The following is a 26,399-nucleotide window of genomic DNA, read 5'->3' as shown; positions in this document are numbered from 1 at the left end:
TAGAGGTCAGGCCCGGCGCGCGCGGTACGCGGCCACATTGAGCCGGTTGTTGCAGCCGTCGTCGCAGAACCGGCGGGAGCTGTTGCGGCTGAAGTCGACGAGCACCCCGGCGCAGTCCGGTGCGGCGCAGCGGCGCAGCCGGTCGAGGGCCCCGGCGCGCACCACGTCGACCATGCCCATCGCGGGCTCGGCCAGGAAGCGCTCCGCGATCGGGGTGGCGTCGTTCCAGCCGTGCAGGTGGTACGGCCAGTCGTCGTGCCGGACCAGCTGCGGCAGCACCGCCGCGTCGCGCAGCATCCGGTTCACCAGGTCGACGGTTCCGGCCTCGTCGTCCGCGAGGTCCCACAGGCCGCGCAGCACCCGGCGCACGGCGTGCACGCGGCTGAGCTCGTCCTCGCGGAGCGGGATCGGGCCGGTCCACCCCCAGCGTTCGACGAAGGCCCGCAGCGCCTCGACGTCGGGCAGGCGCTCCGCGCGCTCGGTGCGCGCATCGGGGGCGGTGTTCACCAGATCGGCCGCGCTGGCGAGCGCGGAGCGGGTGTCGTACGAGAACATGATCCTGCGAATGCTAGTGGTGGCGCGACCGGGACCGCCAATCCCGCGGTCCGGCGCGATGATCGGGCGGACGGGCCGCTCAGGACAGCTGCCGGGCGACCGCGTCGGCGAACGAGCGCACGTCCTCCTCGGTGGTGTCCCACGCGCACATCCAGCGCACCTCGCCGCGGATCTCGTCCCAGAAGTAGAACGGGACCCGCTCCATCAGCGCTTCGCTCGCGGCGCGCGGGAGCTCGGCGAAGACGGCGTTGGACTGCACCGGCTGGGTGATCACGACGCCGTCGATCGCGCCCACCAGCTCCGCGAGCAGCCGGGCCATCGCGTTCGCGTGGCCCGCGACCCGCAGATACAGATCGTCGGTGAACAGGGCGAGGAACTGGGCGGCGAGGAAGCGCTGCTTGGAGGCCAGCTGCATCGAGAGCTTGCGGACGTACTCGACACCGCCGGCGGTGCCCTCGTTCAGCACCACCACGAGCTCGGCGCTCAGCAGGCCGCTCTTGGTGCCGCCGACGCTGAGCACGTCCACGCCGACGTCGGTGGTGATGGCCCGCAGGCTCGTCCCGAGGCTCGCGGCGGCGTTGGCCAGCCGGGAGCCGTCGACGTGCAGCAGCCACCCGCGCTCGTGCGCGTACTGCGCGAGGGCGCGCAGCTCGTCGGGGGTGTAGACGGTGCCGAGCTCGGTGGACTGCGCCACCGACAACACCCGGGGCTGGGCCCAGTGCACGTCGCCCGCGCGGTCCGGGACGGCCGCGGAGATCGCCTCCGGCGTCAGCTTGCCGCCGTCGGTGGGCACCACGAAGAGCTTGAGGCCGGCCACCTTCTCGGGTGCGCCGCCCTCGTCGACGTGGATGTGGCCGGTGTCGGCGCACACCACGGCGGACCAGCGATCGGACACGGAGGAGAGCGCGACGATGTTGGCGCCGGTGCCGTTGAACACCGGGAACGCCCGTGCGGCGTCGCCGAACAGCTCGCGGATGCGCTCGCCGAGCGCCGCGGTGTAGACGTCGGCACCGTAGGCGCCCTGGTGGCCGAGGTTGGCCTCGGCCACCGCCTCGAGCACCTCCGGCAGCACCCCGGCGTAGTTGTCGCTCGCGAAACCGCGCTGCGCGGGATCGTGCAGTCGTGTCACTTCGTCACCTCCGGGACCAGTGTCGTCACCGTGCCGTTGATCTGCTCGGCGGGGGCGTCCCACAGCCCCGCCAGGTGCGCCGCCACGTCGGCGACGGGCGTGTACCGGGGGAACTTCCGTTCCGGTGCATCGGCCCGCATCCGCGGCGTCAGCAGCGCCATCACCCGGACGATCACCGCGGCCGATCCGGTGCCCGCGAAGGCGTCCGCCAGTGCCAGCGTCCAGGTCTCGGAGGCGGCCTTGGCGGTGGCGTACATCGCGTTCTTCGCAGTCGGCTTCGCCACCGAGGTGGACGAGATGATCGCCACGCGCGCGGACGCGCTCGCCGCCAGCGCGGGGTAGAGGGCCTGGGTCGTGTTCTGCAGGCTCCGGATGAGCCCCGCCTCCAGGAAGTCCCAGTCCGCGGGGTCGGCCTCCTCGATCGGGACGCCGCCGCGCCAGCCGCCCACCAGGTGCAGCAGGCCGTCGACGCGCCCGTGCTCGGCGGTGATGGCACGGGCGGCCTCGTGCGCACCCTCCCGGTCGGCGAGATCGGCGCGGTAGTGCGTGACGCCGCCGATCGCGGCGAGCTCGGCGGTGGGCTCGTCGCGATTGACGGCCGCCACCGCGGCGCCGGTCTCGACGAGGCGGCGCACCACCTCGGTGCCGAGGCCGCCGTTCGCGCCGGTGACGACGACCAGGCGTTGTGCCTGCGCGCTCACGCGCCGGCTCCCGCGAGGGTGGGGGCGGAGTCCGCGGTGATGCCGCGCGTCGAGTCGATGACGTCGCGCAGCTTGCGCTGCAGCGCCTCGAAGAAGACGTTGAGCGGGAACTCGTCGGGGAGCACCAGGTCGACCAGCGCGCGGGGCTCGCCGTCGAGCGGCAGCGCGTCGGCGCCCTTGGCCCACGTCGACCCGGGCCCGGGTGCGACGTAGGAGGAGACGAACTCGTAGCTGGCGAGCCACTGGCCGACCTTGGAGCGGTCGATGCCCGTGCGGTAGAGCTCCTCGACCTCCTCGGTCAGGCGGATCACCTGGAGCGGCAGCTCCTTCCAGTCGAAGGAGAGCCGGTTGTCGCGCCAGCGCAGTGCGCCGTGCCGGTGCAGGTAGGCGAACAGCAGCTGGCCGCCGAGGCCGTCGTAGTTGCGCACCCGGTCACCGGTGATCGAGAACCGGAAGAGCCTGTCGCACAGGATGGCCAACTGCACGGGGAGGCCGTACGGGTGGCCCTCCTGCTCGAGCCGGTACGCCTCGCGGAAGGTGGTCAGATCACAGCGCAGCTCCTCGAGGGCGTACTGCCAGTAGGGCATCCGCTGCTTGATCATGAACGGGTCGAAGGGCAGATCGCCGCGGCTGTGGGTGCGGTCGTGGATCAGGTCCCACATCGCGAAGGTGGACTGGGCCAGCTCCTGCGAGGCGACCAGGCGCTCACCGTCGGGCGGGAGCTGCAGCGAGAGGACCTCGGCGGCGGCGCCCGTCACACGGCGGAAGCGTGCGGCCTCCCGGTCGCAGAAGATGGCTCCCCAGTGGAACTCGGGGGTCTGCGCCACCGTCACGGTCTCGGGGAACAGGACCGCGGAGTTGGTGTCGTAGCCGGGGGTGAAGTCCTCGAAGGCGACCGAGAGGAACTGGCGGTTGGTGTACCGGCGCTCGACGTCGGCGAGCCACTCGGGCCACACGACGTGCAGCAGCACCGCCTCGAAGACCTTGCTCGCGTTGCCGTTCTGCGTGTACATGGGGAAGACCACGAGGTGCTCGGCGCCGTCGGTGCGGCTGAGATCGGGCCGGAAGGCGGCCAGGGACTCGCCGAAGTCGGGCTTGCCGAAGCCGCCCTCGGCCCAGCGCCGGAAGTCGCGGGGCAGCGCAGCGAGGTAGTCGGCGTCGTGCGGGAACAGCGGGGCCAGCGCCGCGATCCGGGCGACGATCTCGTCGGTCAGCGCGCCGGCGCGGGCGTGGTCGGCGGTCTCGGGCACCGAGCCGTCCTTGCTCTGCAGGGCGCGCAGTTCCTCGACGGCACCCTTGAGGGCGGCCCAGTCGGCGCTGCGGGCCGCGGCGGAGACGGTGCCCTCGGCGGCGGCCTCCTGCGTGCCCGAGGCCCAGGTGACCACGTTGGTCCACAGGGTGCGGTGGTCGAGCTCGCCGATCGAGTCGTCGCCGAACAGGTCGGAATCGGCGAAGACGACGACACGTCCGCGGCCCACGCGCAGCGCCGCGGCGAGCGGACGGTCGGCGGGCGAGGCGGTGGCACTGGTGCGGGCGAGCACCGTGGCGTCCTGCGCGTCGGAGAGGTCGAGCACGCCGGTGCGGTAGAAGCAGGCCTCCTCGACGGCGGAGACCAGGCCCTGCCCGCCCAGCTCGGGGGCGACGACGGAGCGCACCCAGGTCGCGTTGTCGTGCCAGCGGCGATCGCCCGCGGGCTCCTGCACCACGAGGGACTCGACGCGCACGCCGAAGCGGGCGAGCAGCTCGTCGAGATTGCTGCCCGAGGTGGCGGTGTCGCACTCGGCGAGGACGACGAGGCCACCACCGGTACGGACGTACTGTTCGATGGCGTCCAGCTCCGCGGGCGCGAAGACGGGCGGCAGATCGCCGGTGGTCCGCTCGAGGCCGGGGCGGGCCAGGTGCGGCACCACGTAGACGTCCGCGGCGGCCAGAGATCCCGGATTCACCTGCGGCGCTTCGTGATCGGTGACCGTCATGCCGCGGCGGCGCAGCAGGTCGACGGCGGTGGCGAGGCTCGAATCCGCCGGGTTCGCCGGCGCGATCTCGCGTGCCCGCTCGAGTGAGGTGGCCCACGCGCAGCTGCGGGCCTGCTCGATCTGGACGCGGGGGAACACCGCACCATCCGACATAGACGTACCTACCTTTTGCCTCTTACGAAATCTTGATGCAACTTTAACGCCTCCGCGCCGATTCCGGTAGCGGAATCGGTGGGAGTGCCCCCGTCGGACGTTGTGGAGGCCGGTGTTCGCGCAGGTCGCCGGCGGTGGGGACGATCGTTGGCCGCCGTGGGTGCGGCCGCGCGGAAAGGGGCCCGCGAGGTGTGGCCCGGCGGCGGGAGGTGGTCGTGCACCTCCCGCCGCCGGGGGGCGCCGTCCGGGGCCTCCGGGGGCCCGTCGTGCGGGCGTGCCGCCGCGTCCCGCCGATGCGTTCGAGAGCTTTATCCGGTTGCTCGAAAACAGAATTCGGAAAAGCTGGCGTAATCGATGTGCGGTCGCTACTGTCCGTCGCGTGTCCAGTCCACTCGGTATCACCCCGGATCCCGCCCTGCGCAAGGGCCTGCAGAGCCGGCACATCAGCATGATCGCCCTGGGCGGCGCCATCGGCACCGGCCTGTTCGTCGCCTCGGGCGCCACGATCCACGACGCCGGGCCCGGCGGCGCGCTCGTGGCCTACGCGGTCATGGGCATCATGGTCTTCTTCCTCATGCAGAGCCTCGGCGAGATGTCGGCGTACATGCCGTGCAGCAACCCGTTCGAGGAGTACGGCAGCCGGTTCGTCAGCAAGTCCTTCGGCTTCGCCGCCGGGTGGAACTACTGGTTCAACTGGTCGATCACGCTCGCCGCGGAGGTGGTGGCGGCGGGCCTGATCATGAAGTTCTGGCTGCCCGACGTGCCCTCATGGGTCTGGTCGCTGATCTTCCTGGGCGGCCTGCTCGCCCTGAACCTGTTCGCGGTGAAGGCCTTCGGCGAGGCCGAGTTCTGGTTCGCCTCGATCAAGGTGATCGCCGTGGTCGTCTTCCTCATCGTCGGCGTGCTGATGGTCTTCGGCGTGATCGGCGGCCCGTCGCCCGGCTTCGAGAACTGGACCATCGGCGATGCGCCCTTCGTGGACTGGCCGCTGGGCATGCTCTCGGTCTTCCTCATCGCCGGCTTCGCCTTCCAGGGCACGGAGATGGTCGCGGTGGCGGCCGGCGAGGCGATCGAGCCCCGCAGCGCGATCCCGCGCGCGGTGCGCACGGTCTTCTTCCGCATCCTGCTCTTCTACATCGGCACGCTCACCATCATCGCCTTCCTCATCCCGTACACCAGCCCCGAGCTGCTGGACGCCTCGGACGAGAACGTCGCGGTGGCGCCCTTCACCCTGGTCTTCAAGCTGGCCGGCATCGACGCGGCGGCCTCGATCATGAACGCGGTCATCCTCGTCGCGATCCTCTCGGCGGGCAATGCCAGCCTGTACGCGGCCACCCGCGCCCTGTACGGCCTGGGCGTCGAGGGCAACGCGCCCCGCATCTTCGGCAAGGTCAGCCGGACGGGCGTGCCCGCGGCGGCGGTCGCCGCCACCGCGGCGATCGGCGCGCTGTGCTTCGTGGCCAGCCGGGTCGGCGACGGTAAGGCCTACACGGTGCTGGTCACCGCCTCCTCGGTCGCGGGCTTCGTCACCTGGGTCGGCATCGCCTGGGCGCACTACCGGTTCCGCCGGGCGTGGAACCTGCAGGGCCGCGACCTCAAGGAGCTGCCCTACAAGGCGTGGCTGTACCCCGCGGGCCCGATCGTCGCGCTGCTCATGTGCGTCGCGGTCATCGCCGGCCAGTACTACCTCGCGGTGGAGGGCGGCGAGGACGGCGGCCTGGGGCTGTGGCTCACCTCGTACGCCGCGCTCATCCTGTTCGTCGGCCTGTGGTGGGGCCACAAGCTCATCACCAAGACGCCGACCGTCGACCTGCGCACCGCGGACCTCTCGCCCATGGCGGCGGCCTCCGCGCACCGCGATCCCGACCCCGTGGGCTGATCGCCCGACCACTCGACGACGGCGGATCGCCCGGCTTGCGGGCGATCCGCCGTCGTTCGTCCGCGTGCGCCGCGACGTCTCGGGAGTGATGACCTTCGCGCACTCGAATGCGTGTCATGGCGAGGACGGTGCCCGGCCGGCGCGGTGATGCGCGCGACACACCACCGCGCCGCAGAAGGTGGGTGTGACCTGCGGTGATCAGGCGATGCGCTGAGCGCATCGCGCTGCGGAACCGCTCTCACCTCGGCGCTTGACGCCGCTCCGGTACCGGTCTTACGCTGAGACCAGATCGAACAGAAGTTCTAGTCATGCCTTCCCCGTGGCTCGGCTTCCGCACTGATCGAACAACGCGGAGTCCGACGGTAGGGGAGGGGTGTGACACGTGTCCGCACGTATTCAGGCGGTGTCCGGCAACCGCGAGGAGAAGCTCGCGGAGCTGCGCAAGCGGCTCGCGGCGCTACCGGACAAGCATCGTCCGGCGAAGGCGCAGGCACTCGTGCAGGCGCCGCTGCAGGAGGAATCGTCGCAGCTCGGCATGGGTGTGCTGCCGGTGCACGCGGAGCTGGCCCGGCTGCTCCCGGGCGGCGGCCTGCCGCGCGGCACCGTCGCCGAGATCGCGGGTGCCGGCTCGCTCGCCGTCTCGCTGGTGGCCACCGTCTCCGGCGCGGGGTCGAGCGTCGCGCTGTGCGGCGTCACCGGCTTCGGCATGGCCGCCGCACTCGAACAGGGGGCCGATCCGGAGCGCATCGCGCTCATCGAGGGCCCGCTCGCGGATCCGGTGGCCGTCGCCTCGATCCTGCTCGACGGCGCCGACGTGGTGCTGTGCGAGCTCGGCGGCATCGCGGTCCCACCCAGCAGGGGCCGGGCCATCGCCGCCCGGGCCCGCTCCCGGGGATCGGTGCTGCTGGTCACCGGCGGCCGCTGGGAGGGCGCCTCGCTGCACCTCGGCGCCCGCGTGCAGGGCTACACCGGCCTGGGCGCCCGGCCGGGCCGCGGCCGGATCCGCGGGATCGACCTGGTCTTCTCCGCCCGCGGCCGCGGCTGCGTCAATCCCCACCGGGGCGCGGCCCAGGGCGGACCGTCGGGCCTGGCGGTGGCCCGATGAGCGCCGCACGCGAGCAGCGCATCCTCGCCCTATGGTGCCCGGACTGGCCGGCGGCCGCCGCGGCCGCGGATGCGGATCTGCCGCCGGATCACCCCGTCGCGGTACTGCACGGCAACCGCGTCGTCGCCTGCAACGCCGCGGCCCGGGTCGACGGGGTGCGCCGCGGCATGAAGCGGCGCGAATCGCAGGCCCGCTGCCCGGGGCTGCACGTCGCCCAGGCCGACGAGGGCCGTGACGCGCGGCTCTTCGAGCCCGTGGCGGGGGCCGTGGCCGCGCTGATCCCGCTCATCGAGGTGCTGCGCCCGGGCCTCGTGGTGATCCCCGCGCGGGGTGCTGCGCGCTTTTTCGGCGGCGAGGAGCAGGCGGCCGAGCGCCTCGTGGACGCGGCCTCCTCGGTGGGCGCGGAGTCGCTCGCCGGCATCGCGGACGAGGTCTTCACCGCGGCCCTGGCCGCGCGGCGCGGCGTCGTCGTGCCGCCGGGGGAGTCGGCGGCCTTCCTCGCGCCGCTGCCCATCGCCGAGCTGGGGGCCGAGCCGGCGCTCGCCGCCGGGGAGCGCTCCGAGCTGCTGGATCTGCTGCGCAGGCTGGGGTTGCGCACCGTCGGCGCCTTCGCGGAGCTCTCGGCGGCCGATGTGGCGACCCGGTTCGGGACCGACGCGATCGCCGCGCACCGGCAGGCCCGCGCGATCGCGGACCGGCCGCCGTCCACCGCGGCCCTGCCGCCCGGCCTGGAGGTGGAGCTGCGGCCCGATCCGCCCATCGATCGGGTCGATGCGGCGGCCTTCGCGGGGCGCGCTCTGGCGGCGCAGCTGCACGGGAAGCTCTCCGCGGCGGGGGTGGCCTGCCTGCGACTGGAGGTCTCCGCGATCGCTGAGAACGGGATGCGGCACAGCCGCATCTGGCGGTGCGCGGAGCCGCTGACCCCGGAGGGCACCGCCGACCGGGTGCGCTGGCAGATCGACGGCTGGCTCACCGGCGGCCGGTCCGCGAAGCGGGGCGGGGAGAACGGCCCTGGCGCCCCGATCTCCCTGCTGCGGCTCGAGCCGGTGGAGGTGGTCGACGCGGGTGCGTTGCAGGCGGGCATGTGGGGCGACGATGCCGATGCCGCCGCCCGGTTCCGCCGGGCGCTGGTGCGGGTGCAGGGACTCCTCGGCGGCGAGGCGGTGCGCGTGGGCGTGCGCAGCGGCGGCCGCGGCCCGGCCGAGCGGGTCACCTGGGTGCCGCTGGGCGACGAGGTACTCCCGGCCCGGGATCCGGCGGCGCCGTGGCCGGGCCGCATGCCGGAACCGGCGCCGTCGGTACTGATCACGGGCGCCGCGGTCACCATGACCGATGCCGCCGGGGCCGCCGTGCGGGTCACCGACCGCGGCGCCTTCACGGGTGAGCCCACGCATCTCGCGTGGGGCTCGCGCGACTGGGCGCTGCGCTGGTGGGCGGGGCCGTGGCTGATCGACGAGCGGTGGTGGGCGCCGGACGCTGCCGCCGAACTCCGCGCTCGCGCCCAGGTGCTGCTCGAGCCGGCGCCCGGCCGCGACGACGGGCGTGCCCTGCTGCTGCAGTACGCCGGGAGCTGGGAGGTCGAGGGTGTGTACGAGTAGCGGCCGAGCGTCAGCCGGCGCTGCCCGAGAAGGCCACCGACAGATAGGGGTTGGTGTCGTCCGCCGGGGCGGGCCGGAACCGGTTCCGGCGGTGTCGCGCCCGCTGCCCGGAGGAGGCCGACGACGCCTCGCCCGCCGGCGTCTGCGCGCCGGGGGCCGCCGCCTCGGGCTCAGTCTGCGGTTCCTGCTCGGCCTCCTGCTCGGCCTCCGGTTCCGGCACGGTCTGCGGTTCAGTCTCCGACGCCGGTGCGGCGCCATTCGCCTCCGCCTCCGCCGGCACCGCGCCGTCCTCGGTGTGCGGCGGCAGCACCCGGTCGTGGCCGAGCCCGGCGATCTCCGCCGGGGCGCTCTCGACGGTGGTCACCACCGCCGGCTCCGTGCCCGCGACGGCCCCGGTCCCGGCGTCCGCCCGGCGGCGCAGCCGGTGCGCGACGCCCAGTGCGAGCAGGTAGGTCACCGCGCCCGCGGCGCCGCCGACCACCAGGCCCCAGGCGAGCGGGCGCGCGATACCGGGGTCCGGCGCCGGCGCGGGGGCGCTGGTCACCGAGCGCAGCCGCGTCTGGGTCAGGGCCAGCTGGCCGTCGATGGCGCCCAGGGCGGTCTTGAGCTGCCCCACGCCGGTGGTCAGGTTGGCGACGGAGGCGGTGACGTCCTTGCGGGCCGAGGCGAGCTCGGTCAGGCCGTCCCGCAACTGCCGGGCGGCGCTCCGCGCGGAAGTGAGCGAGGCGTCCGCAGTGGCCGAGGCGCTGCTCAGGCTGCCCGTCATGGTCGAGAGGGTGCTGCGCAGGCCGGCCACGTCGTCGAGCGCGCCCACACCCTTCGAGCCGGCCAGCGCGCGGTCGAGCTGCGCGATCGCCTCTGCGGAGCCGGGCGAGGGGTGCTCGATCAGCCGCCCCCGCAGTGCCACCAGCGTCGCGCGGGTACCGGCCGCCACCTGCTGCAGCCCCTGCGTCCGCTCGAGGGCGCCGCCGAGCGTCGCGGTCGCCCGGTTGACCTGGTTCAGTGCGGCGGAGAGTGAGGAGGCCTCGTCGAGCCCCGAGACCAACTGCTGGGCACCTGTTTTCGCGGTGTCGATGCTGTCGAAGATCTGCGGCACGGAGTTCGCCGAGGTGTTCAGCCCGTTCCCGGCGGAGACCACGGCGTTGGAGAGCAGGCCGAACAGCGCGCGCGACTCGTCGGCGGCCTTGAGGGCGACGCGGGTGTTCTCGGCGTTCTCCCGTTCCTGGGCCGGCGCGGGCGGTGTGGTCCCCGCGGCCACGAGGAAGGCGGCGCCGCCCGCGACGAGCGCGATCAGCACGGCCAGCAGCGCGGTACCCGTGAGGGCCCACGCGGAACGAGCCGCCGCGCGGAGCGGGCGGGCAGGCGTCGAGGTCATGCCTCAACCTTAACGTGAAGTCGAGACTTTGGCGAAAAGATAACCCGGGGAAGAGTTTCGATGCGACAGCGTCGCCGGACTCGCGCGTCAGGCGCCGGGGCGGTTGACCGTCCCCATCAGGAGCGGCAGTCCGGTCGCGGTGTCCACCACGGAGTACGCGAACGCCCGGTCCACGACGAACGGGGCCGGCCCCGGCCCCGGCTCGGGCGTCGCGGGTGTCGTCGCGGTGTCCGAGGCGGTGCCCTTCTCGCCCACCGTGAGCACGGCCGCGGCGCGGGCGTCGGTCACCGTCGGCGATCCCGGGGCGATGCCCTCGAGGCCCGGGCCTGCGAAGAGTCCCGTCAGGCCGGCGTCGCGCAGCGGCTCGACCAGCCCTGTCCAGGTGGTGCTGCGCCACTTCGGCAGGCTCACCTCGTGCGGCGCCGACGGTGCGCCCGCCAGCGCGATCCGCGCCGCCGTGAACCTGCCCTCGCCGGCCGCATCGGCGAGCGGCGTGCCCGGGGCGGGCAGCACGATCTGCAGGGCGAGCGTGGTCCCGTAGTCGAGCTGCAGCGCCGAGAAGCCCTCCCCGGCCGCGACGCGCGCGGGCACCGTGCCGCGCATGGTCAGTGGATCGAGGACCGCGCCGTCGGCGGCGGTGAACGGTGCCGGTCGCGTGCGAGCGGCGTCGAACGGGAAACGCCAGGCGGCGGCGAGGTAGGCCGTGGTCGCGGCCGCGAGCCGGGTGTCGGCGTCCGTGCGCAGTGGAGCGGAGCGGAAACTGCTGCCGGTGTTCACCGCGACCCACTCGCCGAGCGGCGCCCCGATGCCGCGGCCGAAGTCCGCGGGGTAGACGCCCGTGTCGTAGGAGGTGGAGAGAGCGTCGAGGTAGGCCGGCCGGACGCGGTCCTCCTCCGGCCCTTTCGCGGTCAGGAGCGCGACCTGCGACTGGAACAGCGGTGTCGCGGGCGGGGTGCCGGTGGGCACGGTGCCGGGATCGCCGGCCCACTGCGCGGTCTGGCCGGTGAGGGCGGCCATCGCGCGCGGCAGGTCCTTCGCCGCGCCGAGCCCGGCACCGTCGAGCTGCGCGGCGGTCTCGCCCTGCGCCCCGGCGCGGAGCATGCCGAGCAGGCTCAGGGCGGACCACGGCGAGACGGCGGTGCTCGCCGCGGCCGTGTCGCCGGTCGCGAGCCGCGCACCGAGGCGGGTCGCGGTGTTGACCAGCGCGGTGACGTCGTCGCGCGTCTCGTCGACGCCCACCTGCTCGAAGTGCTCCTTCGAGCGGTCGAGGGAGAGGGTCTCCGGCTTCGGCGGGGCGCCACCGCACGCGGCGAGGGTCCCCGCGACGATCAGCGCCGTCACGGCGCGCCGGATCTGCATGAGGGCCATCGTACGGCCCGCGCTCAGGCGCCCGCGCGCTCCAGCAGCGCGCGGCCGTTGTGCCACAGCACCTTGCGCATCCACTCGTCGCCCAGGCCCAGGCGAGCGAGCCCGAAGAGCTGGTGCGCGTACTCGTAGGGGATGTTGGGGAAGTCGCTGCCCAGCACCACCTTGTCGGCGAGCGCGCCGAGCCGCTCGACGTACCCGGGCGGCATCGGCGCCGTGCGCTCGGTGAAGTCGGTCGCGGCCATCGTGGTGTCGAGGTACACGTTCGGGAAGCGCTCGGCGAGATCGGCGAACCGGTCGTACTCGGGCATGCCGAGGTGTGCGATCACCAGCGTCAGGTCCGGGTGGCGCCGGAGCACGGCCTCGACCCGGTCGGGCCCGGTGTACGGGCCCTCGACGGGGCCGGATCCGGCGTGGATCACCACGGGGATCCTCGCGTCCGAGAGCAGCTCCCAGGCGGGATCGAGCAGCGGATCGTCGGGCGCGAAGACGCCTACCTGGACGTGCATCTTGAACAGGCGCGCACCCTCGGCGACCGCCCGCGCGACGTACTCGCCGACCCCGGGCTCGGGGTAGAGCGTGGCGCAGTGGATGCCGTCGGGCACGCGGCGCGCGAACTCGGCGCACCACTCGTTGAGCCAGACCGCCATCCCGGGCTTGTGCGGATAGGTGAGCGCGGGGATCGCCGTGACGCCCATGCCGCGGATCAGTGCGAGCCGGGTGTCCTCGTCGAACCGGTAGCGGATGGGCCACTCCCGGCCGTACTCGCTGCTCGCGCGGTCGAAGAAGTCCCACACCTTGATCAACATCGGCTCGGGCAGGAAGTGCACGTGGACGTCCGCGAGGCCGGGGATGCCGAGGGCCTGCAGGTAGGCGGGGATCTCCTCGTCGGAGGCCGGCCCCGGCGTCGTGCTCGGACTGCTCATACCGGTCAATGTACCCACGTCGGTGAGGCACCGTTCACCGAAATGCGGAGCCGGTAAACTGGGGGCGACGTGATGTTCGGGGGTACGAGATGGTTGTGGGCGCGGGGGACCCCCGGTGGTTGTCGACCGAGGAGATGGCGGCCTGGCTGCCGTTGATCCACGTCGCGATGCGGTTGCCCGCCAAGCTGGACACGCAGTTGCGCTCCGATGCCGGCATCACCCACTACGAATTCATGGTGCTCTCCCAGCTCTCGCAGGCCCCCGAGCGCACGCTGGGACTCTCGGCCCTCGCCGAGGCCGCCAACTCCTCCCCGTCGCGCCTCTCGCACGTCCTGCGCAAGCTGGGCGACCGCGGCTGGCTGGTGCGGCACGCGCAGGGGCGCTCCGCGTACGCGGAGCTCACCGATGCGGGCTTCGCCGCCCTCGACGGAGCTGCCCGCGGCCACGTGGAAGAGGTGCGGCGCCTCGTCTTCGACCACCTGGCGGACGAGGACGTCGCCGCGCTGCGCACCGCGCTCGGCAAGATCACCCCGGGGCTCGCCGGCGAGGCCTGATCAGGCCACCGCGGCCACCGCGCGCAGCACCAGGTCCCGCGGCGTGCGCAACCGCGCGGTGAGCGCCGTGTGCCGCATCATCCGGGAGAGCAGCATGGTGCGCTGTCCGGCCCGGCGACGCTCCGACTCATAGGCGCGCAGCGCGTCCGCGTGGTCGCGCCCGGCGCCGGCCGGCCCCAGCGCCGTCGCCAGTGCCGCCGCGTCGAGCAGGGTCTCGCAGGCGCCGCGGCCCAGATTGGGCGCCATGGCGTGCGCGGCGTCGCCGATCAGTGCGACGTTGCCGCGCACGATCCGCGGCAGTCGCGGCAGGTCCCGCGAGTGGTAGTGCAGCGCCGATGCGGCCTCGATACCCTCGATCGTCCGGGCCACCCGCCGATCCCAGCCGTGGTACATCGCGCGGAGGAAGTCCCGTGGGTCGGTGCCGGGGTCCGGTGTGCCCGCGGGGATCGCGCGCGGATCGAACTCGGAGTACCAGTTGATGTAGTCGCCGTCGCGCGGTGTCACCCCGAACAGCCTTCCGGGGCCCCAGTATTCGGTGAAGGTGTCGGTCTCGCCGGGGCAGCGGCCGATGAGCACGTCCACACCCAGCGGGCGCGGCTGCACCACGCGGCCGAGGACGTGGGTGCGCACGACGCTGCCGATCCCGTCGGCGCCGATGACGACGTCGTGCTCGAATCCGTCGATGCCGGTACAGGGTTCGCCGAAGCGGACCGCCGGCGCGCACGCGGCGAGGGCTTCGAGCAGCCGGGGCCGGGAGAGGAGGACGGTGGCGCCGCGCGCCCTGATCTCGGGGCCGAGGCGGTGCCCGGAGGCGCTGCGGATCTCGGCGATCCGCTGGTCGATGCCGATCGCGCGGACCGCGTCCGCGGCGCCCACCTGTTCGAGCACCGCCATGGCTTCCGGCCACATCCCCAGGGCGGTACCGGTGTCCGGCAGGCGGGCGGCCCGTTCGAGGACCTCCACCTCCCACCCCTGCCGCGTCAGGAGGGCCGCCGTGGCCAGTCCTCCGATTCCTCCGCCGATGATCGCTGCCGTGGACATGTCTCCGACGCTACTACGTGTGTAGTATTGGGTAAAGTGCTCGCCCATGGGACGGCGCGACGAGGTGTTGGACGGGGCGGTCGAGGTGCTCGGCACGCTCGGGCTGCGGGGTCTGACGCACCGTGCCGTCGATGCTGCCGCCGGCGTGCCCGCGGGGACGGCCTCGAACTACTTCCGCTCGCGCGCGGCCCTGGTTCGGGGCATCGTCGATCGCATGGTCGAGGAGGATCTCGCGTTCTGGGCCGCGTTCGACGGGGTGGAGACGTCGACGCCCGAGGAGGTGGCGGACCGGCTCGCCGAGTTCGTCCGGTGGTCCGTCGGCGACGGGAGGGTGCGGGGCGTGGCCCGGCTCAACCTGTTCGCCGCCGCCTCGGTGGAGCCGGACCTGCGCGAGCCGCTGCGCCGCGGCCGGCGCGCGGTCGAGGTGGTCGGCGAACGCATCGGCGCCGCCATCGGTCTCGGCCTCGCGGAATCGGCGCTGGTCATGGACGCGACCGATGCGCTGGTCATGCGGCAGCTCGCCATGCCCGTCGAGGACTTCGATCCCCGGCCCGCGCTGGAGATCCTGCTCACGCGCCTCGCCTGAGCCGCCATCCGTTCGATCAACGCTCACATGTCGAACGTGTGAGCGTATAATCGAGGTGTGGGTTGGGGAAACGGGCCGCGCAGCTGGTCGGAGATGGAGCGGGTGCTCTCCGGGCGGGCGCCGGTGCGCCGCGAGGAGCCTCCGGGCGACGGGGGCGATTCCCCGGCGTGGTCCCGCAAGCGCGAGCCCTACGTTCCGGCCGGTGCCGGGCCGGGCGTCTCGCGCGTGCCCTATGCCGAGCTGCACGCGCACACGGCGTTCAGTTTCCTCGACGGTGCCGCCCAGCCCGAGGAGATGGTCGAGCAGGCGCACGCCCTGGGGCTCAAGGCTCTCGCGGTCACCGATCACAACGGCTTCTACGGGGTGGTCCGATTCGCCGAGGCCGCACTGGAACTGGGTGTTCCCACGGTCTTCGGGGCCGAGCTGTCGCTGGAGCGCGATGCCGAGCGCACCGGCGCGGAGGATCCCGCGGGGGAGCACCTGCTCGTGCTCGCCCGCGGGCAGGAGGGCTACCGCCGCCTCTCGCGCGCGATGGCCGAGGCGCACATGGAGGCGGGGGAGAAGGGGCTGCTGCGCTTCCATCCGGATCGCCTGGCCGAGTGGGCCGGCGGCCACTGGCACATCCTCACGGGCTGCCGCAAGGGCGCCGTCCGGCGCGCGCTCGCCGACCGCGGTCCCGACGGTGCCGCCGCCGCCCTCGCGCAGCTCGTCGACCGGTTCGGGGAGGAGCGGGTGAGCGTGGAACTCACCGTCCACGGCGTGCCCGAGGACGACGAACGCAACCACCTGCTGGCCGGTGTGGCGGCCCGGATGGGGGTGGGCACCGTCGCCACCACCGGGGCGCACTTCGCCCGGCCCGACCAGCGGCGCCTGGCCTCGACCCTCGCGGCGATCCGGGCGCGCCGCAGCCTCGACGAGCTGGACGGCTGGTTGCCCGCGGCGGGCGGCGCGCACCTGCGCTCGGGCGACGAGATGGCGCTGCTGCTGCCCGAGCACCCGGGGGCCATCGCGGCCGCCGCCGAGCTCGGCGCCGAGTGCGCCTTCAGTCTCAAGCTGATCGCGCCGAACCTGCCGCCCTTCGACGTCCCGCCGGGCCACACGGAGGCCACCTGGCTGCGCGAGCTGACCCGGCGCGGCGCGCTGGAGCGCTACGGACCGCCGGAGCGGAACCCGAAGGCCTATCGGCAGATCGAGCACGAGCTGAACGTGATCGAAACGCTCACCTTCCCCGGCTACTTCCTCATCGTGCACAGCATCGTCACCTTCTGCCGGCGCAACGACATCCTGTGCCAGGGCCGCGGCAGCGCCGCCAATTCGGCCGTGTGCTTCGCGCTGGGCATCACGGCGGTGGACCCGGTGCGCAACCAGTTGCTCTTCGAGCGCTTCCTCGCCCCCGAACGCGACGGTCCGCCCGACATCGACGTGGACATCGAGTCCGATCGCCGTGAGGAGGCGATCCAGTTCGTCTACCGCACCTACGGCCGCGAGTACGCGGCGCAGGTCGCCAACGTCATCACCTACCGCGGCCGGTCCGCGGTGCGCGACACGGCGCGGGCGCTGGGCTACTCGCAGGGGCAGCAGGACGCCTGGAGCAAGCAGATCTCCAGCTGGGGATGGCGGAACGATCCCGTGCCCGAGGGGATTCCGGAGCGGGTCGTCGAGCTGGCCACGCGGATCGCCGATCTGCCCCGGCATCTGGGCATCCACTCCGGCGGCATGGTGATCTGCGATCGCCCCATCGCCGATGTCTGCCCCACCGAGTGGGCCCGTATGGAGGATCGCAGCGTCCTGCAGTGGGACAAGGACGACTGCGCCGCCGCGGGCCTGGTCAAGTTCGACCTGCTCGGCCTCGGCATGCTCAGCGCGCTGCACTACGCGAAGGACCTCCTCGCCGCGCACAAGGGCATCGACGTGGACTTCGCGCAGCTCGACCTCGCGGACGAGAACGTGTACGAGATGCTCTGCCGCGCCGATTCCGTGGGCGTCTTCCAGGTGGAGTCCCGCGCGCAGATGGCCACGCTGCCCCGCCTGAAGCCGCGGAACTTCTACGACCTGGTGGTCGAGGTCGCCCTCATCCGGCCCGGCCCCATCCAGGGCGGCTCGGTGCACCCGTACATCCGCCGCCGCAACGGCCAGGAGGAGCCCGCCGTCGAGCATCCGTCGATGTGGAAGGCCCTCGAGCGCACACTGGGGGTGCCGCTGTTCCAGGAGCAGCTCATGCAGCTCGCCACCGACGTCGCCGGCTTCTCCCCGGCGGAGGCCGACCAGCTGCGCCGCGCCATGGGCTCCAAGCGCTCCACCGAGAAGATGGAGCAGCTGCGGCAGCGCTTCTACGACGGTGCGCGGCGCCGGCACGGCCTCGAGGGCGAGGTGGCCGACCGGATCTTCGAGAAGCTGGCCGCGTTCGCCAACTTCGGTTTCCCCGAGAGCCATTCGCAGTCGTTCGCCTCGCTGGTGTTCTACTCGTCGTGGTTCAAGCTCTATCACCCGGCGGCGTTCTGCGCGGCGCTGCTGCGGGCGCAGCCGATGGGCTTCTACTCGCCGCAGTCCCTCGTCGCCGACGCGCGGCGGCACGGCGTCCTCGTGCACGGGCCGTGCGTGAACCGCAGCCTGTCGTGGGCGGATCTGGAGAGCGCGGGGGAGGAGGTCCGGCTCGGGCTCGCCGCGATCCGCACCATCGGCGACGATCTGGCCGAACGCATCGTCGGCGAGCGGGAGGCGCACGGCGCGTACACGAGTCTCACCGATCTCACCGGCCGCGTCGAGCTCACCGTCGCGCAGTCCGAGGCGCTCGCCACCTCCGGCGCGCTGGACTGCTTCGGCCGGGACCGGCGGCAGGCGCTGTGGGAGGCGGGCGCCGCCGCGCGGGAGCGGCCGGGCCGGCTGCCGGGCACGGCCACCGCGGGCGCGCCGCCCGCACTGCCCGGGATGAGCGAGACGGAGCTCGCAGCGGCGGACGTGTGGGCCACCTCGGTCACCGTCGGCAAGTACCCGACGGAGTTCCTCCGACCCACCCTCGACCGGCTCGGGGTGATCCCGGCAGAGCGGCTGCTCTCCCTGACCGACGGGGACCGCGTGCTGGTGGGCGGGGCTGTGACGCACCGGCAGCGGCCCGCCACCGCGGGCGGCGTCACCTTCCTCAACCTCGAGGACGAGACCGGCATGGTGAACGTGGTGTGCAGCCAGGGGCTGTGGGCGCGCTACCGGAGGCTGGCGCAGTCGGCGCCCGCGCTCCTGGTGCGGGGAAAGCTGCAGAACGCGGAGGGGGCCGTCACCGTCGTCGCCGACAGGCTGCAGCGCATGGACCTCTCGGTGCCCTCGCGGTCCCGCGATTGGCAGTGAGGGTAGCCTTAGGCAAGTGATCGAGGAGGAACCGGACCGGACCACCGCCCCCGAGCTGCGCGGGGTGCTCGAAGAACTTCGTCGGCGCGAGCCCGTCTTCCACGGCCCGGCGTGGCGGTCCCTCGCCGATTTCGACGATGCGGTCGCGCCGGACTTCTGGGAGGTCGGCGCCTCGGGGCGGCGCTACAGCCGCGAGTACGTCCGGTCGGTGGTCGCGGAGCGGCTGGCGGCTCCCCCCGACGAATCGGACTGGGAGACCAGCGAGTTCCAGGTGCGAGCCACGGGGGCGTCGGTCTACCTGCTCACCTACACCCTGGCGCAGGGGGCGCGCGTCACCCGCCGGCTCACCGTGTGGCGCCGCCGCGAGAACCGGTGGTCGGTGCTCTTCCATCAGGGCACGCCGGTCGTCGACCGCTGACCCCACCGCCCCCCCGATCCGTTCTCTCCCCACCGATTCGCCGGGCGTTCCGGTGGGGAGGGAACGGATCGGGGGGAGTCACGCCGTGAGTGTGGCGAGTGCCGCCTCGCGGCCGATCTCGACGGCGCGGGTGATCAGCGGACCGTCGCTCGAGAGCCGGCCGACGGGCGGGCTGCCCGGCGGGACCCAGACCTGCAGGACCTCGGCCGAACCCGGCTCCGGCGGCTGCGGGGCGGGCGCGGCCCGGCGGGCGGTGAAGTAGGCGCCCAGGATCCACTGCTCGGCGCGGGAGGACCGCGGCGGTGTCGCCGCTTCGACGGTGCGCAGCATCAGCAGGTGCGTGGCACCCTGCTCGATCGGCGTCGCGAGCGGGACCTTCTCGGCGAGGCCGCCGTCGAGGAACTCCCGCCCGGCCAGGCGCACCGGTGGCCCGGCGAGCAAGGGCAGCGCGGTCGTCGCGCGCAGCGCGGTCCGCACCGACCCGGCGTCGGTGAGGTAGGGCGCGAGATCGGCGACGCGGCGGGTGTGCGCATCGACGGCCAAGGGGTGCAACGTGATCGGGTTGGCGAGGATCGCGGTGAAGTTCATCGGCGTGACGTCCGTGTAGACCCGTTCCACCAGGTGCCGGGTGTCCACCACCGCCCCGCCGCGCAGCGCCCGGCGCGGGTGCACCACGCGTTCGGCCAGCACTTCCTCCCAGCCCCACGACGGCAACCACCGCCGGCCTTCGCCGGAGACCAGCCAAGCGGCGTTGAGGCCGCCGCCGGAGGTGCCGTACACCGCGTCGACGGCGGGGAGCAGGCCCAGCTCGTCGAGAGCCAGCGCCATCCCCGCCGAGTACGCCGAGCGCGAGCCGCCGCCCTCGATGCACACGGCGATCCGCAGGCCGTCGGTGCGACTTCCGGGCAGGCTGCCGGCGGCGATCCGGGCGCGCAGCGCGTCGAGGACGGTCACCGGACCGGAATCCCGTACCCGACGATGCCGAAGGTCTCGGGCAGGCGGTAGCGCCACGCGCTGATGCCGCCCTCCTGGTTGCCGCCCACCGTGGTGACCTCGTCCCCGGAGACCGCGACGACGAAGTTGGTGTGCTGGCGCATCGCCGGGTGCTCGGGCGCGTACAGGACCACGTCGCCGGGCGTGGGGCGGTGATCCGCGGGGCGCAGCCGGCCCTCGCGCTGGAAGTACTCGGTCAGCGTGTACACCCCGGGGATGCGCCACGTACCGGAGTTCGGATTGTGCAGCGCCAGATCGGAATCGCGCAGCACCGTCGAGACGAAGTCGGCGCACCACGGCTCTTCGACGCCCTCGGAGAAGTACGTCCCGGGCCGGTTCGCGTCGAACTCGCGACGCACGTTCTCGAGGATCCGCACGCGCGCCGGATCGAGACCCGTCATGTCGACCGCCGGGTAGACGCGCGGCTTCAGCTCCGCCGGCAGGTGTTTCGTGAGCGGCGTCTCGTACGCGCTCGAGAGCCATACGATCCCGGCCGCGAGCACCACGAGCGCGGCGATCATCGCGGCGACGGCGATCCCGGCCTTCCTCAACCCCATGAATCCACTGTACTCAGTGGTGAACCTGTCATCATGGGGCGATGAGCCCCCGCACCGTCGCCTGCACGATCAAGCCGGGGAGCCGCAAGGGGCCCGCGGTGGAGGTCGACGACGCCGGCGCGCTCACCCTGTTCGTGCGCGAGCCCGCCACCGAGGGGAAGGCGAACAAGGCCGCCGTCGCACTGCTCGCCTCCCACCTCGGGGTGCCGAAGTCGCGCGTGCGGCTGGTCGCCGGGCAGACCAGCCGCCTCAAGCGCTTCGCCGTCGACGACTGACGCACCCCGGCTCGGGGCTCAGCCCTCGATGACCGCGACCAGATCGCCACCGTCGACCTGGGTCGGCCCGGCGAGGGCGACCCGGCCGACCGTGCCGGCGACGGGCGCGGTGATCGCGGCCTCCATCTTCATGGCCTCGATGGTGGCGATCTGGTCGCCCACCTCGACGGTGGAGCCGGCGTGGACCGTCGGAGTGACCACGCCGGCGAAGGGCGCGGCGACGTGGCCGGGGTTGCTCCGGTCGGCCCGCTCCGCCGCCGGCACCTCGGCCTGGACGGCGCGGTCCCGCACCGAGACGGTGCGCAGCTGCCCGTTGAGCGTGCAGACGAGCGTGCGGTTGCCGTGCTCGTCGGGTTCACCGACGCCCTCGAGCTTGATCAGCAGCTCGACGCCCGTCGCGAGTTGCACGCGGTGCTCCTCGCCCTGCCGCAGGCCGTAGAGGAACTGGTTGGTCGAGAGCTTGGAGACGTCGCCGAACTCCGCGAGGTGCTCGGTGAACTCGCGCATAGGCCCCGGGAAGAGCAAGCGGCTCAGGGCCGCTCGGCGCTGCTCGGGCGTGCCCGCCAGCTCGGCGGCCTCGTCGGCCGGGACGTCGCTGATCGGCGCGGCATCCGCGCGGCCCTCCAGCGCGCGGCTGCGCAACGGTTCGGGCCAGCCACCGGGCGGGGTGCCGAGTTCGCCGCGGAGGAAGCCGATCACCGAGTCGGGGATGTCGAACCGGCCGGGGTCGGCGGCGAACTCGTCGGGGCGCACGCCCGAACCGACGAGCGCGAGGGCGAGATCGCCCACCACCTTCGACGAGGGGGTCACCTTCACCAGGCGGCCGAGCATGCGGTCGGCGGCGGCGTACGCGTTCTCGATGTCCTCGAACCGCTCCGCCAGGCCCAGCGCGCCGGCCTGCTGGCGCAGGTTCGACAGCTGCCCGCCGGGGATCTCGTGGTGGTACACGCGTCCCGTCGGCGCCTTGAGCCCCGATTCGAACGGGGCGTAGGCGCTGCGCACGGCCTCCCAGTAGGGCTCGAGCGAGCACACCGCGTCGAGGTCGATCCCGGTGTCGCGCTCCGTGTGCGCGGTCGCGGCGACGATCGACGACAGCGACGGCTGGCTGGTCGTACCGGACAGGGGAGCGGCGGCACCGTCCACGGCGTCCGCGCCCGCGGTCCACGCCGCGAGGTACGTCGCGAGCTGCCCGCCGGGGGTGTCGTGCGTGTGCACGTGCACGGGAAGGTCGAACTCCTTGCGCAGCGCGGTCACCAGCTTCGTCGCGGCGGCGGGGCGCAGCAGGCCCGCCATGTCCTTGATCGCCAGGACGTGCGCGCCCGCCGCGACGATCTTCTCCGCCACGCCCAGGTAGTAGTCCAGCGTGTAGAGGTCCTCGGCCGGGTTCGCGAGATCGCCGGTGTAGGACAGCGCCCCTTCGGCGACGGCGGTGTTCGTGGCGAGCACCGCCTCGATCGCGGGCCGCATCTGCTCGACGTCGTTGAGCGCGTCGAAGATCCGGAAGATGCCCACGCCCGTGGCGGCGGCCTCGGCCACGAAGGAGTCCGTCACCTGCTGCGGGTACGGCGTGTAGCCCACGGTGTTCCGCCCGCGCAGCAGCATCTGCAGGCAGATGTTCGGCATCGCCTCGTGCAGCGTCGCCAGCCGCTCCCACGGGTCCTCGTGCAGGAAGCGCAGCGCCACGTCGTAAGTGGCGCCGCCCCACGCCTCCACGGAGAGCAGCTGCGGCGTCAGTCGCGCCTCGTACGGGGCGATCGTGGCGAGTGCGGAGGTGCGCACGCGGGTCGCCAGCAGCGACTGGTGCGCGTCACGGAAGGTGGTGTCGGTGACCGCGAGCGCGGTCCGCGCGCGCAGGTCCGCCGCGAAGCCGGCAGGGCCCAGGCGCTCGAGGCGCTGCTGCGAGCCCTCCGGCGCGGGGGCGCTCAGATCGACGGCGGGCAGCTTGTCGTTCGCGTACACCGTGGTGGGACGGGTGCCGTGCGGCTTGTTGACGGTGACGTCCGCCAGGTAGCGCAGGATCTTCGACGCCGTGTCCTGCGAGCCGCGCGCGGTGAGCAGCTCGGGCCGTTGCTCGATGAAGGAAGTGGTCACCCTGCCCGCCACGAAGTCCGGGTCGCCCAGGACGGCCTGCAGGTACGGGATGTTGGTCGCGACGCCGCGGATGCGGAACTCCGCCAGGGCGCGTCGTGCGCGGACGATCGCGGTCTCCCGGTCGCGCCCGCGGGTGGTGAGCTTGACCAGCATCGAGTCGAAGTGCGGGCTGATCTCCGCGCCCACCGAGGTGCCGCCGTCGAGCCGGATGCCGGCGCCGCCCGGCGTGCGGTACGCGCTCACCCGGCCGGTGTCCGGCCGGAAGCCGTCGGTCGGGTCCTCGGTGGTGATGCGGCACTGCAGCGCCGCGCCGTTGAGCCGGATCGCGTCCTGCGTCAGCCCCAACTCGGGCAGGGTGGAACCGGAGGCGACCTTGAGCTGCGCGGCGACGAGATCCACGTCGGTGACCTCCTCGGTCACCGTGTGCTCCACCTGGATCCGCGGATTCATCTCGATGAAGACGTGCCGGCCCTCGGGGTCCACCAGGAACTCCACGGTCCCCGCGCACGAGTAACCGATCTGCCGGGCGAAGTTCACCGCGTCGGTGCACAGGCGCGCCCGCAGCTCCTCCGAGATGTTCGGCGCGGGCGCCATTTCGATCACCTTCTGGTGCCGGCGCTGCAGCGAGCAGTCCCGCTCGAAGAGGTGGATGACGTTGCCCGCGGTGTCGGCCAGGATCTGCACCTCGATGTGCCGCGGATCGATCACCGCCTCCTCGAGGAAGACCGTCGGGTCGCCGAACGCGGATTCCGCCTCCCGCGAGGCGATCTCGATGGCGTCCCGCAGGTCGGCGGGCTCGGCCACGCGCCGCATGCCGCGGCCGCCGCCGCCCGCCACGGCCTTGACGAAGACCGGGAAGTGCATGTCCTGCGCGGCGGCCAGCAACTCGTCGACGTCGGACGACGGCGCCGTCGAGGTGAGGACCGGCAGGCCCGCATCGCGCGCCGCGGCGATCGCGCGGGCCTTGTTGCCCGTCAGCTCCAGCACCTCGGTCGGCGGGCCCACGAAGGTGATGCCCCGCTCCGCGCACGCCGACGCGAGATCCGGATTCTCCGAGAGGAATCCGTAGCCGGGGTACACCGCGTCCGCGCCGGCCTTCTCGGCGATGCGGATGATCTCGTCGACGCTGAGGTACGCGCGGACGGGATGTCCCTCCGCACCGATCTGATAGGCCTCGTCGGCCTTCTGCCGGTGCGGGGAGTTGCGGTCCTCGTACGGGTAGACGGCGACGGTGCGCGCACCGCTCTCGACCGCGGCGCGGAATCCGCGGATCGCGATCTCGCCGCGGTTGGCCACCAGAACTTTGTTGAACATATTGGTCATACCACCGGTCTTCGTGGGACGGACGACGGGCACGCGTGCGGCCCGGGAGTGCTGGAGCCGCTGCGCTGTCGATGATATTGGCGTCGCCACCGCGGCGCGGCCCATAGCGCCGAGATGCGTCCCCGCTTTGCGAGCGCATTCCGCCCGAACCGGGCATGATGAGCCAGCAGTTGTTCCGCAGCAGGGGAGACGTGGATGAGTGAGGCAGTCGAGGGCGCGGTCGAGACGCCGGCCGAGGAATCGGTGCGCGGGCTGGACCGGTTCGGTGCGTGGTGGTCGCACCGGTACACGTTCACCGGGACCGCGGTGGGCCTGGTCTTCCTCTGGCTCTCGCTGACCCCGTCGCTGCTCCCGCGCGGACCGCTGTTCCAGAGTCTGGTCAGCGGCGGCGCCGGTGCGATCGGCTACATGCTCGGCGTCTTCGGCGTGTGGCTGGTGCGGTTCATGCGCTCGCAGGACTCCACACCGCCCGCCCCGAGGAAGGCGTGGTGGGTGCTGATCGGCGTCGGCCTGCTCGGCACGCTCGGCATGATCCTGTTCTTCGACGCCTGGCAGACCCGGCTGCGCGACCTGATGGAGGTCGAGTACCTGCGGTTCGTCGACTACCTCGAGATCGGCGTCCTGTCGATCATCCTGCTCTACGTCTTCGTCGAGATCGGCAAGGGCGTGCAGGCCCTCGTGCGCTGGCTCACCGGCCGGCTCCGCGGCGTCTGCCCGCCCCGGGTCGCCGCAGTGGTCGCCGTGGGCCTGGTGCTGCTGGTCTCGATCGGCGTCGTCAACGGGGTCATCGTGCGCGGCGCGATGGACGCCATGAACACGGCGTTCGCGAAGGTCAACCGCGAGGGCGGCAACGACCGGCCCGCGCCCACGAGCGCCTTCCGCTCGGGCGGTCCCGGCTCCCTCGTCGAGTGGTCCTCACTGGGCAAGCAGGGCCGCGTCTTCGTCTCGAACGCCCAGACCGTCGAGCACCTCTCCGCGTTCAACGGCGCCCCGGCCATGGAGCCCATCCGCACGTACGCGGGGCTGGGCTCGGTGGACTCCGACGATCCGAACCGCTACCGGGTGATCGCGGAGAAGACCGCGCAGGAGCTCGAACGCACCGGCGGCCTGCAGCGCAAGATCGTGGCCGTGGCCATGACTACCGGCACGGGCTGGGTCAACGAGGCCGAGGCCGGCGCGCTCGAGTACATGTACAACGGCGACTCGGCGATCGTGAGTATGCAGTACTCGTACCTGCCGAGCTGGCTGTCCTTCCTCGTCGACAAGCAGAACGCGCTCGACGCCGGCCAGGCGCTGTTCGAGGCCGTCGACAAGCGGATCAGGGCGATGCCCGAGGCGCAGCGGCCCAAGCTGGTCGTCTTCGGCGAGAGCCTCGGCTCGTTCGGCGGGGAGGCCCCCTTCCTCTCGCTCAACAACCTGCTCGCCCGGACCGACGGTGCGCTGTTCTCCGGCCCGACGTTCAACAACGAGATGTGGGTCAAGCTGACCGAGCAGCGCGACGCGGGCTCGCCCGAGTGGCGGCCGATCTACCAGGACGGCGAGAACGTCCGGTTCGCCGCCCGCGCCGAGGACCTGTCGATCCCGACCGGCCCGTGGAACGGCCCGCGCGTGGTCTACCTGCAGCACGCCTCGGATCCGATCGGGCGCTGGACGCCGGACCTGGCGTTCAGCAAGCCCGACTGGCTGCGCGAGGAGCGCGGCGTCGACGTGCTGTCGTCGGTCTCGTGGGTGCCGATCGTGACCTTCCTGCAGGTCTCCGCCGACATGGCGGTCGCCGTCAACGTGCCCGACGGGCACGGCCACTCCTACGTCAAGGCGGCGGCGGACGCGTGGGCGGCGATCCTGGAGCCTCCCGGCTGGACGGCGGAGAAGACGGCCCGGCTGCGGCCGCTGCTCAACAGCCAGACCGGCTACAACGAGCCCCAGGGCTGAGCCCGGGGCGGGCCGGGCGGGGTCAGAGGGCCCCGTCGAAACCGTTCTGGCGCCAGGCCTCGTAGGCGACGATGGCGGCGCTGTTGGCGAGGTTGAGCGAGCGCCGGCCCGCGAGCATGGGGATGCGCAGCGCCTCGGTGACGTGCGGATCGGCGAGGACCTCGGGCGGGAGCCCCGTGGGCTCGGGGCCGAAGAGCAGGACGTCGCCGGGCGTGTAGGCCACCTCGTGATGATGGCGCGTCGCGTGCGCGGTGTAGGCGTAGACGCGCTGCGGATCCAGCGCCGCCCAGGCGGCGTCGAGATCGGCGTGCACGCTCACGTGCGCGAGATCGTGGTAGTCGAGCCCGGCGCGGCGGAGCTTGGGCTCGGAGAGGTCGAAGCCCAGTGGTTCGACCAGATGCAGCTCGCACCCGGTGACGGCGGCGATGCGGATCGCGTTGCCCGTGTTGGGGGCGATCCGGGGCTCGAAGAACAGAATGCGGAACACGGGTGACGATCCTGTCACCCGTGTCCCGCATTCATCGG

General features: G+C 72.9%; 21 protein-coding genes. 9 read left to right on the top strand and 12 right to left on the bottom strand.

Annotation, left to right across the window (positions count from 1 at the left end):
• Positions 1–6: 6 nt before the first annotated feature.
• The 4 genes from BLQ62_RS18280 to BLQ62_RS18265 form a co-directional block, all read right to left on the bottom strand.
• Positions 7–555, bottom strand: a complete 549-nt coding sequence (locus BLQ62_RS18280) for a CGNR zinc finger domain-containing protein (RefSeq protein ID WP_170842924.1) — start codon at positions 553–555, stop codon at positions 7–9.
• Between the two features lie 79 nt (positions 556–634).
• On the bottom strand, positions 635–1,684 hold the full coding sequence (locus BLQ62_RS18275) for a threonine aldolase family protein (RefSeq protein WP_068568115.1): 1,050 nt from the start codon (positions 1,682–1,684) through the stop codon (positions 635–637).
• Positions 1,681–2,385 (bottom strand): SDR family NAD(P)-dependent oxidoreductase, encoded by a 705-nt coding sequence (locus BLQ62_RS18270; RefSeq protein WP_068528704.1) that lies wholly within the window; start codon positions 2,383–2,385, stop codon positions 1,681–1,683. Before BLQ62_RS18270 ends, BLQ62_RS18275 begins: the two co-directional genes overlap by 4 nt.
• On the bottom strand, positions 2,382–4,499 hold the full coding sequence (locus tag BLQ62_RS18265) for a DUF6421 family protein (RefSeq protein WP_231857708.1): 2,118 nt from the start codon (positions 4,497–4,499) through the stop codon (positions 2,382–2,384). Before BLQ62_RS18265 ends, BLQ62_RS18270 begins: the two co-directional genes overlap by 4 nt.
• Positions 4,500–4,893: 394 nt before the next feature.
• Between BLQ62_RS18265 and BLQ62_RS18260 the strand changes: the two genes are divergently transcribed.
• The 3 genes from BLQ62_RS18260 to BLQ62_RS18250 all read left to right on the top strand — a co-directional run bounded on the left by BLQ62_RS18260 (position 4,894) and on the right by BLQ62_RS18250 (position 9,096).
• Positions 4,894–6,393 (top strand): amino acid permease, encoded by a 1,500-nt coding sequence (locus tag BLQ62_RS18260; protein WP_068568119.1) that lies wholly within the window; start codon positions 4,894–4,896, stop codon positions 6,391–6,393.
• 382 nt (positions 6,394–6,775) lie between these two features.
• A complete protein-coding gene (locus BLQ62_RS18255; RefSeq protein ID WP_139184241.1) occupies positions 6,776–7,498 on the top strand; it encodes a hypothetical protein in 723 nt (240 codons plus the stop codon).
• Positions 7,495–9,096, top strand: coding sequence for a DNA polymerase Y family protein (locus BLQ62_RS18250; RefSeq protein WP_068568122.1), 1,602 nt, complete (start codon positions 7,495–7,497; stop codon positions 9,094–9,096). Before BLQ62_RS18255 ends, BLQ62_RS18250 begins: the two co-directional genes overlap by 4 nt.
• Before the next feature lie 10 nt (positions 9,097–9,106).
• Here BLQ62_RS18250 and BLQ62_RS18245 read toward each other — a convergent pair whose 3' ends face one another.
• From BLQ62_RS18245 to BLQ62_RS18235, 3 genes are all read right to left on the bottom strand, one after another.
• Positions 9,107–10,471, bottom strand: coding sequence for a serine/threonine-protein kinase (locus tag BLQ62_RS18245; RefSeq protein WP_068568124.1), 1,365 nt, complete (start codon positions 10,469–10,471; stop codon positions 9,107–9,109).
• A gap of 87 nt (positions 10,472–10,558) precedes the next feature.
• Positions 10,559–11,830 carry a serpin family protein gene (locus BLQ62_RS18240; RefSeq protein ID WP_068568126.1) on the bottom strand — a complete coding sequence of 424 codons (1,272 nt, stop codon included), beginning with the start codon at positions 11,828–11,830 and terminating at the stop codon, positions 10,559–10,561.
• Positions 11,831–11,853: 23 nt separating this feature from the next.
• Complete coding sequence (locus BLQ62_RS18235) at positions 11,854–12,762, bottom strand: amidohydrolase family protein (RefSeq protein ID WP_068528726.1); 909 nt, start codon at positions 12,760–12,762, stop codon at positions 11,854–11,856.
• A gap of 95 nt (positions 12,763–12,857) precedes the next feature.
• Here BLQ62_RS18235 and BLQ62_RS18230 point away from each other — a divergent pair, with 95 nt between their 5' ends.
• Positions 12,858–13,316 carry a MarR family winged helix-turn-helix transcriptional regulator gene (locus BLQ62_RS18230; RefSeq protein ID WP_231857709.1) on the top strand — a complete coding sequence of 153 codons (459 nt, stop codon included), beginning with the start codon at positions 12,858–12,860 and terminating at the stop codon, positions 13,314–13,316.
• Here BLQ62_RS18230 and BLQ62_RS18225 read toward each other — a convergent pair whose 3' ends face one another.
• Positions 13,317–14,357, bottom strand: a complete 1,041-nt coding sequence (locus BLQ62_RS18225; protein ID WP_068568128.1) for an FAD-dependent oxidoreductase — start codon at positions 14,355–14,357, stop codon at positions 13,317–13,319.
• A 46-nt stretch (positions 14,358–14,403) separates the two neighbouring features.
• On the opposite strand from BLQ62_RS18225, the gene BLQ62_RS18220 reads away from it, so the two are divergent.
• From BLQ62_RS18220 to BLQ62_RS18210, 3 genes are read left to right on the top strand one after another with little or no spacing between them, the layout of a single operon-like run.
• On the top strand, positions 14,404–14,943 hold the full coding sequence (locus tag BLQ62_RS18220) for a TetR/AcrR family transcriptional regulator (protein ID WP_068528735.1): 540 nt from the start codon (positions 14,404–14,406) through the stop codon (positions 14,941–14,943).
• A 57-nt stretch (positions 14,944–15,000) separates the two neighbouring features.
• Positions 15,001–18,285, top strand: coding sequence for an error-prone DNA polymerase (locus tag BLQ62_RS18215; RefSeq protein ID WP_068568130.1), 3,285 nt, complete (start codon positions 15,001–15,003; stop codon positions 18,283–18,285).
• Positions 18,286–18,301: 16 nt separating this feature from the next.
• Positions 18,302–18,703: a nuclear transport factor 2 family protein gene (locus BLQ62_RS18210; protein ID WP_068568132.1), complete on the top strand. Its 402-nt coding sequence runs from the start codon at positions 18,302–18,304 to the stop codon at positions 18,701–18,703.
• Between the two features lie 78 nt (positions 18,704–18,781).
• Here the strand turns inward: BLQ62_RS18210 and BLQ62_RS23450 are convergent, their stop codons facing one another.
• Together BLQ62_RS23450 and BLQ62_RS23445 are read right to left on the bottom strand one after the other, a co-directional pair.
• Complete coding sequence (locus tag BLQ62_RS23450; RefSeq protein WP_068568134.1) at positions 18,782–19,657, bottom strand: patatin-like phospholipase family protein; 876 nt, start codon at positions 19,655–19,657, stop codon at positions 18,782–18,784.
• On the bottom strand, positions 19,654–20,253 hold the full coding sequence (locus tag BLQ62_RS23445; RefSeq protein WP_068568136.1) for a CHAP domain-containing protein: 600 nt from the start codon (positions 20,251–20,253) through the stop codon (positions 19,654–19,656). The genes BLQ62_RS23450 and BLQ62_RS23445 overlap by 4 nt, the downstream gene beginning before the upstream one ends.
• Positions 20,254–20,294: 41 nt before the next feature.
• Between BLQ62_RS23445 and BLQ62_RS18200 the strand changes: the two genes are divergently transcribed.
• Positions 20,295–20,528, top strand: coding sequence for a DUF167 domain-containing protein (locus tag BLQ62_RS18200; protein ID WP_068568138.1), 234 nt, complete (start codon positions 20,295–20,297; stop codon positions 20,526–20,528).
• 18 nt (positions 20,529–20,546) lie between these two features.
• Here BLQ62_RS18200 and BLQ62_RS18195 read toward each other — a convergent pair whose 3' ends face one another.
• Entirely contained in the window at positions 20,547–23,933 is a 3,387-nt protein-coding gene (locus BLQ62_RS18195; RefSeq protein WP_068568140.1) for a pyruvate carboxylase, read from the bottom strand.
• A gap of 204 nt (positions 23,934–24,137) precedes the next feature.
• On the opposite strand from BLQ62_RS18195, the gene BLQ62_RS18190 reads away from it, so the two are divergent.
• Positions 24,138–25,874: an alpha/beta hydrolase gene (locus tag BLQ62_RS18190; RefSeq protein ID WP_068568142.1), complete on the top strand. Its 1,737-nt coding sequence runs from the start codon at positions 24,138–24,140 to the stop codon at positions 25,872–25,874.
• A 22-nt stretch (positions 25,875–25,896) separates the two neighbouring features.
• Here BLQ62_RS18190 and BLQ62_RS18185 read toward each other — a convergent pair whose 3' ends face one another.
• The gene (locus BLQ62_RS18185) at positions 25,897–26,361 is read right to left on the bottom strand and encodes a tRNA (cytidine(34)-2'-O)-methyltransferase (RefSeq protein WP_068528760.1); all 465 of its coding nucleotides are present in this window, start codon (positions 26,359–26,361) and stop codon (positions 25,897–25,899) included.
• Positions 26,362–26,399 lie beyond the last annotated feature (38 nt).

Origin of the sequence: Tsukamurella pulmonis (assembly GCF_900103175.1) — a bacterium.
GTDB classification, from domain to species: Bacteria; Actinomycetota; Actinomycetes; order Mycobacteriales; family Mycobacteriaceae; genus Tsukamurella; species Tsukamurella pulmonis.
Note: the sequence above shows the minus strand (reverse complement) of the source record. Positions and strands in the feature narration are given on the sequence as shown.

Coding starts and splice junctions, on each gene's coding strand:
- BLQ62_RS18280 (WP_170842924.1), bottom strand. CDS start 555: ATGTTCTCGTACGACACCCGCTCCGCGCTCGCCAGCGCGGCCGATCTG.
- BLQ62_RS18250 (WP_068568122.1), top strand. CDS start 7,495: ATGAGCGCCGCACGCGAGCAGCGCATCCTCGCCCTATGGTGCCCGGAC.
- BLQ62_RS18245 (WP_068568124.1), bottom strand. CDS start 10,471: ATGACCTCGACGCCTGCCCGCCCGCTCCGCGCGGCGGCTCGTTCCGCG.
- BLQ62_RS18240 (WP_068568126.1), bottom strand. CDS start 11,830: ATGCAGATCCGGCGCGCCGTGACGGCGCTGATCGTCGCGGGGACCCTC.
- BLQ62_RS18235 (WP_068528726.1), bottom strand. CDS start 12,762: ATGAGCAGTCCGAGCACGACGCCGGGGCCGGCCTCCGACGAGGAGATC.
- BLQ62_RS18225 (WP_068568128.1), bottom strand. CDS start 14,357: ATGTCCACGGCAGCGATCATCGGCGGAGGAATCGGAGGACTGGCCACG.
- BLQ62_RS18220 (WP_068528735.1), top strand. CDS start 14,404: ATGGGACGGCGCGACGAGGTGTTGGACGGGGCGGTCGAGGTGCTCGGC.
- BLQ62_RS23445 (WP_068568136.1), bottom strand. CDS start 20,253: ATGGGGTTGAGGAAGGCCGGGATCGCCGTCGCCGCGATGATCGCCGCG.
- BLQ62_RS18200 (WP_068568138.1), top strand. CDS start 20,295: ATGAGCCCCCGCACCGTCGCCTGCACGATCAAGCCGGGGAGCCGCAAG.
- BLQ62_RS18195 (WP_068568140.1), bottom strand. CDS start 23,933: ATGTTCAACAAAGTTCTGGTGGCCAACCGCGGCGAGATCGCGATCCGC.
- BLQ62_RS18190 (WP_068568142.1), top strand. CDS start 24,138: ATGAGTGAGGCAGTCGAGGGCGCGGTCGAGACGCCGGCCGAGGAATCG.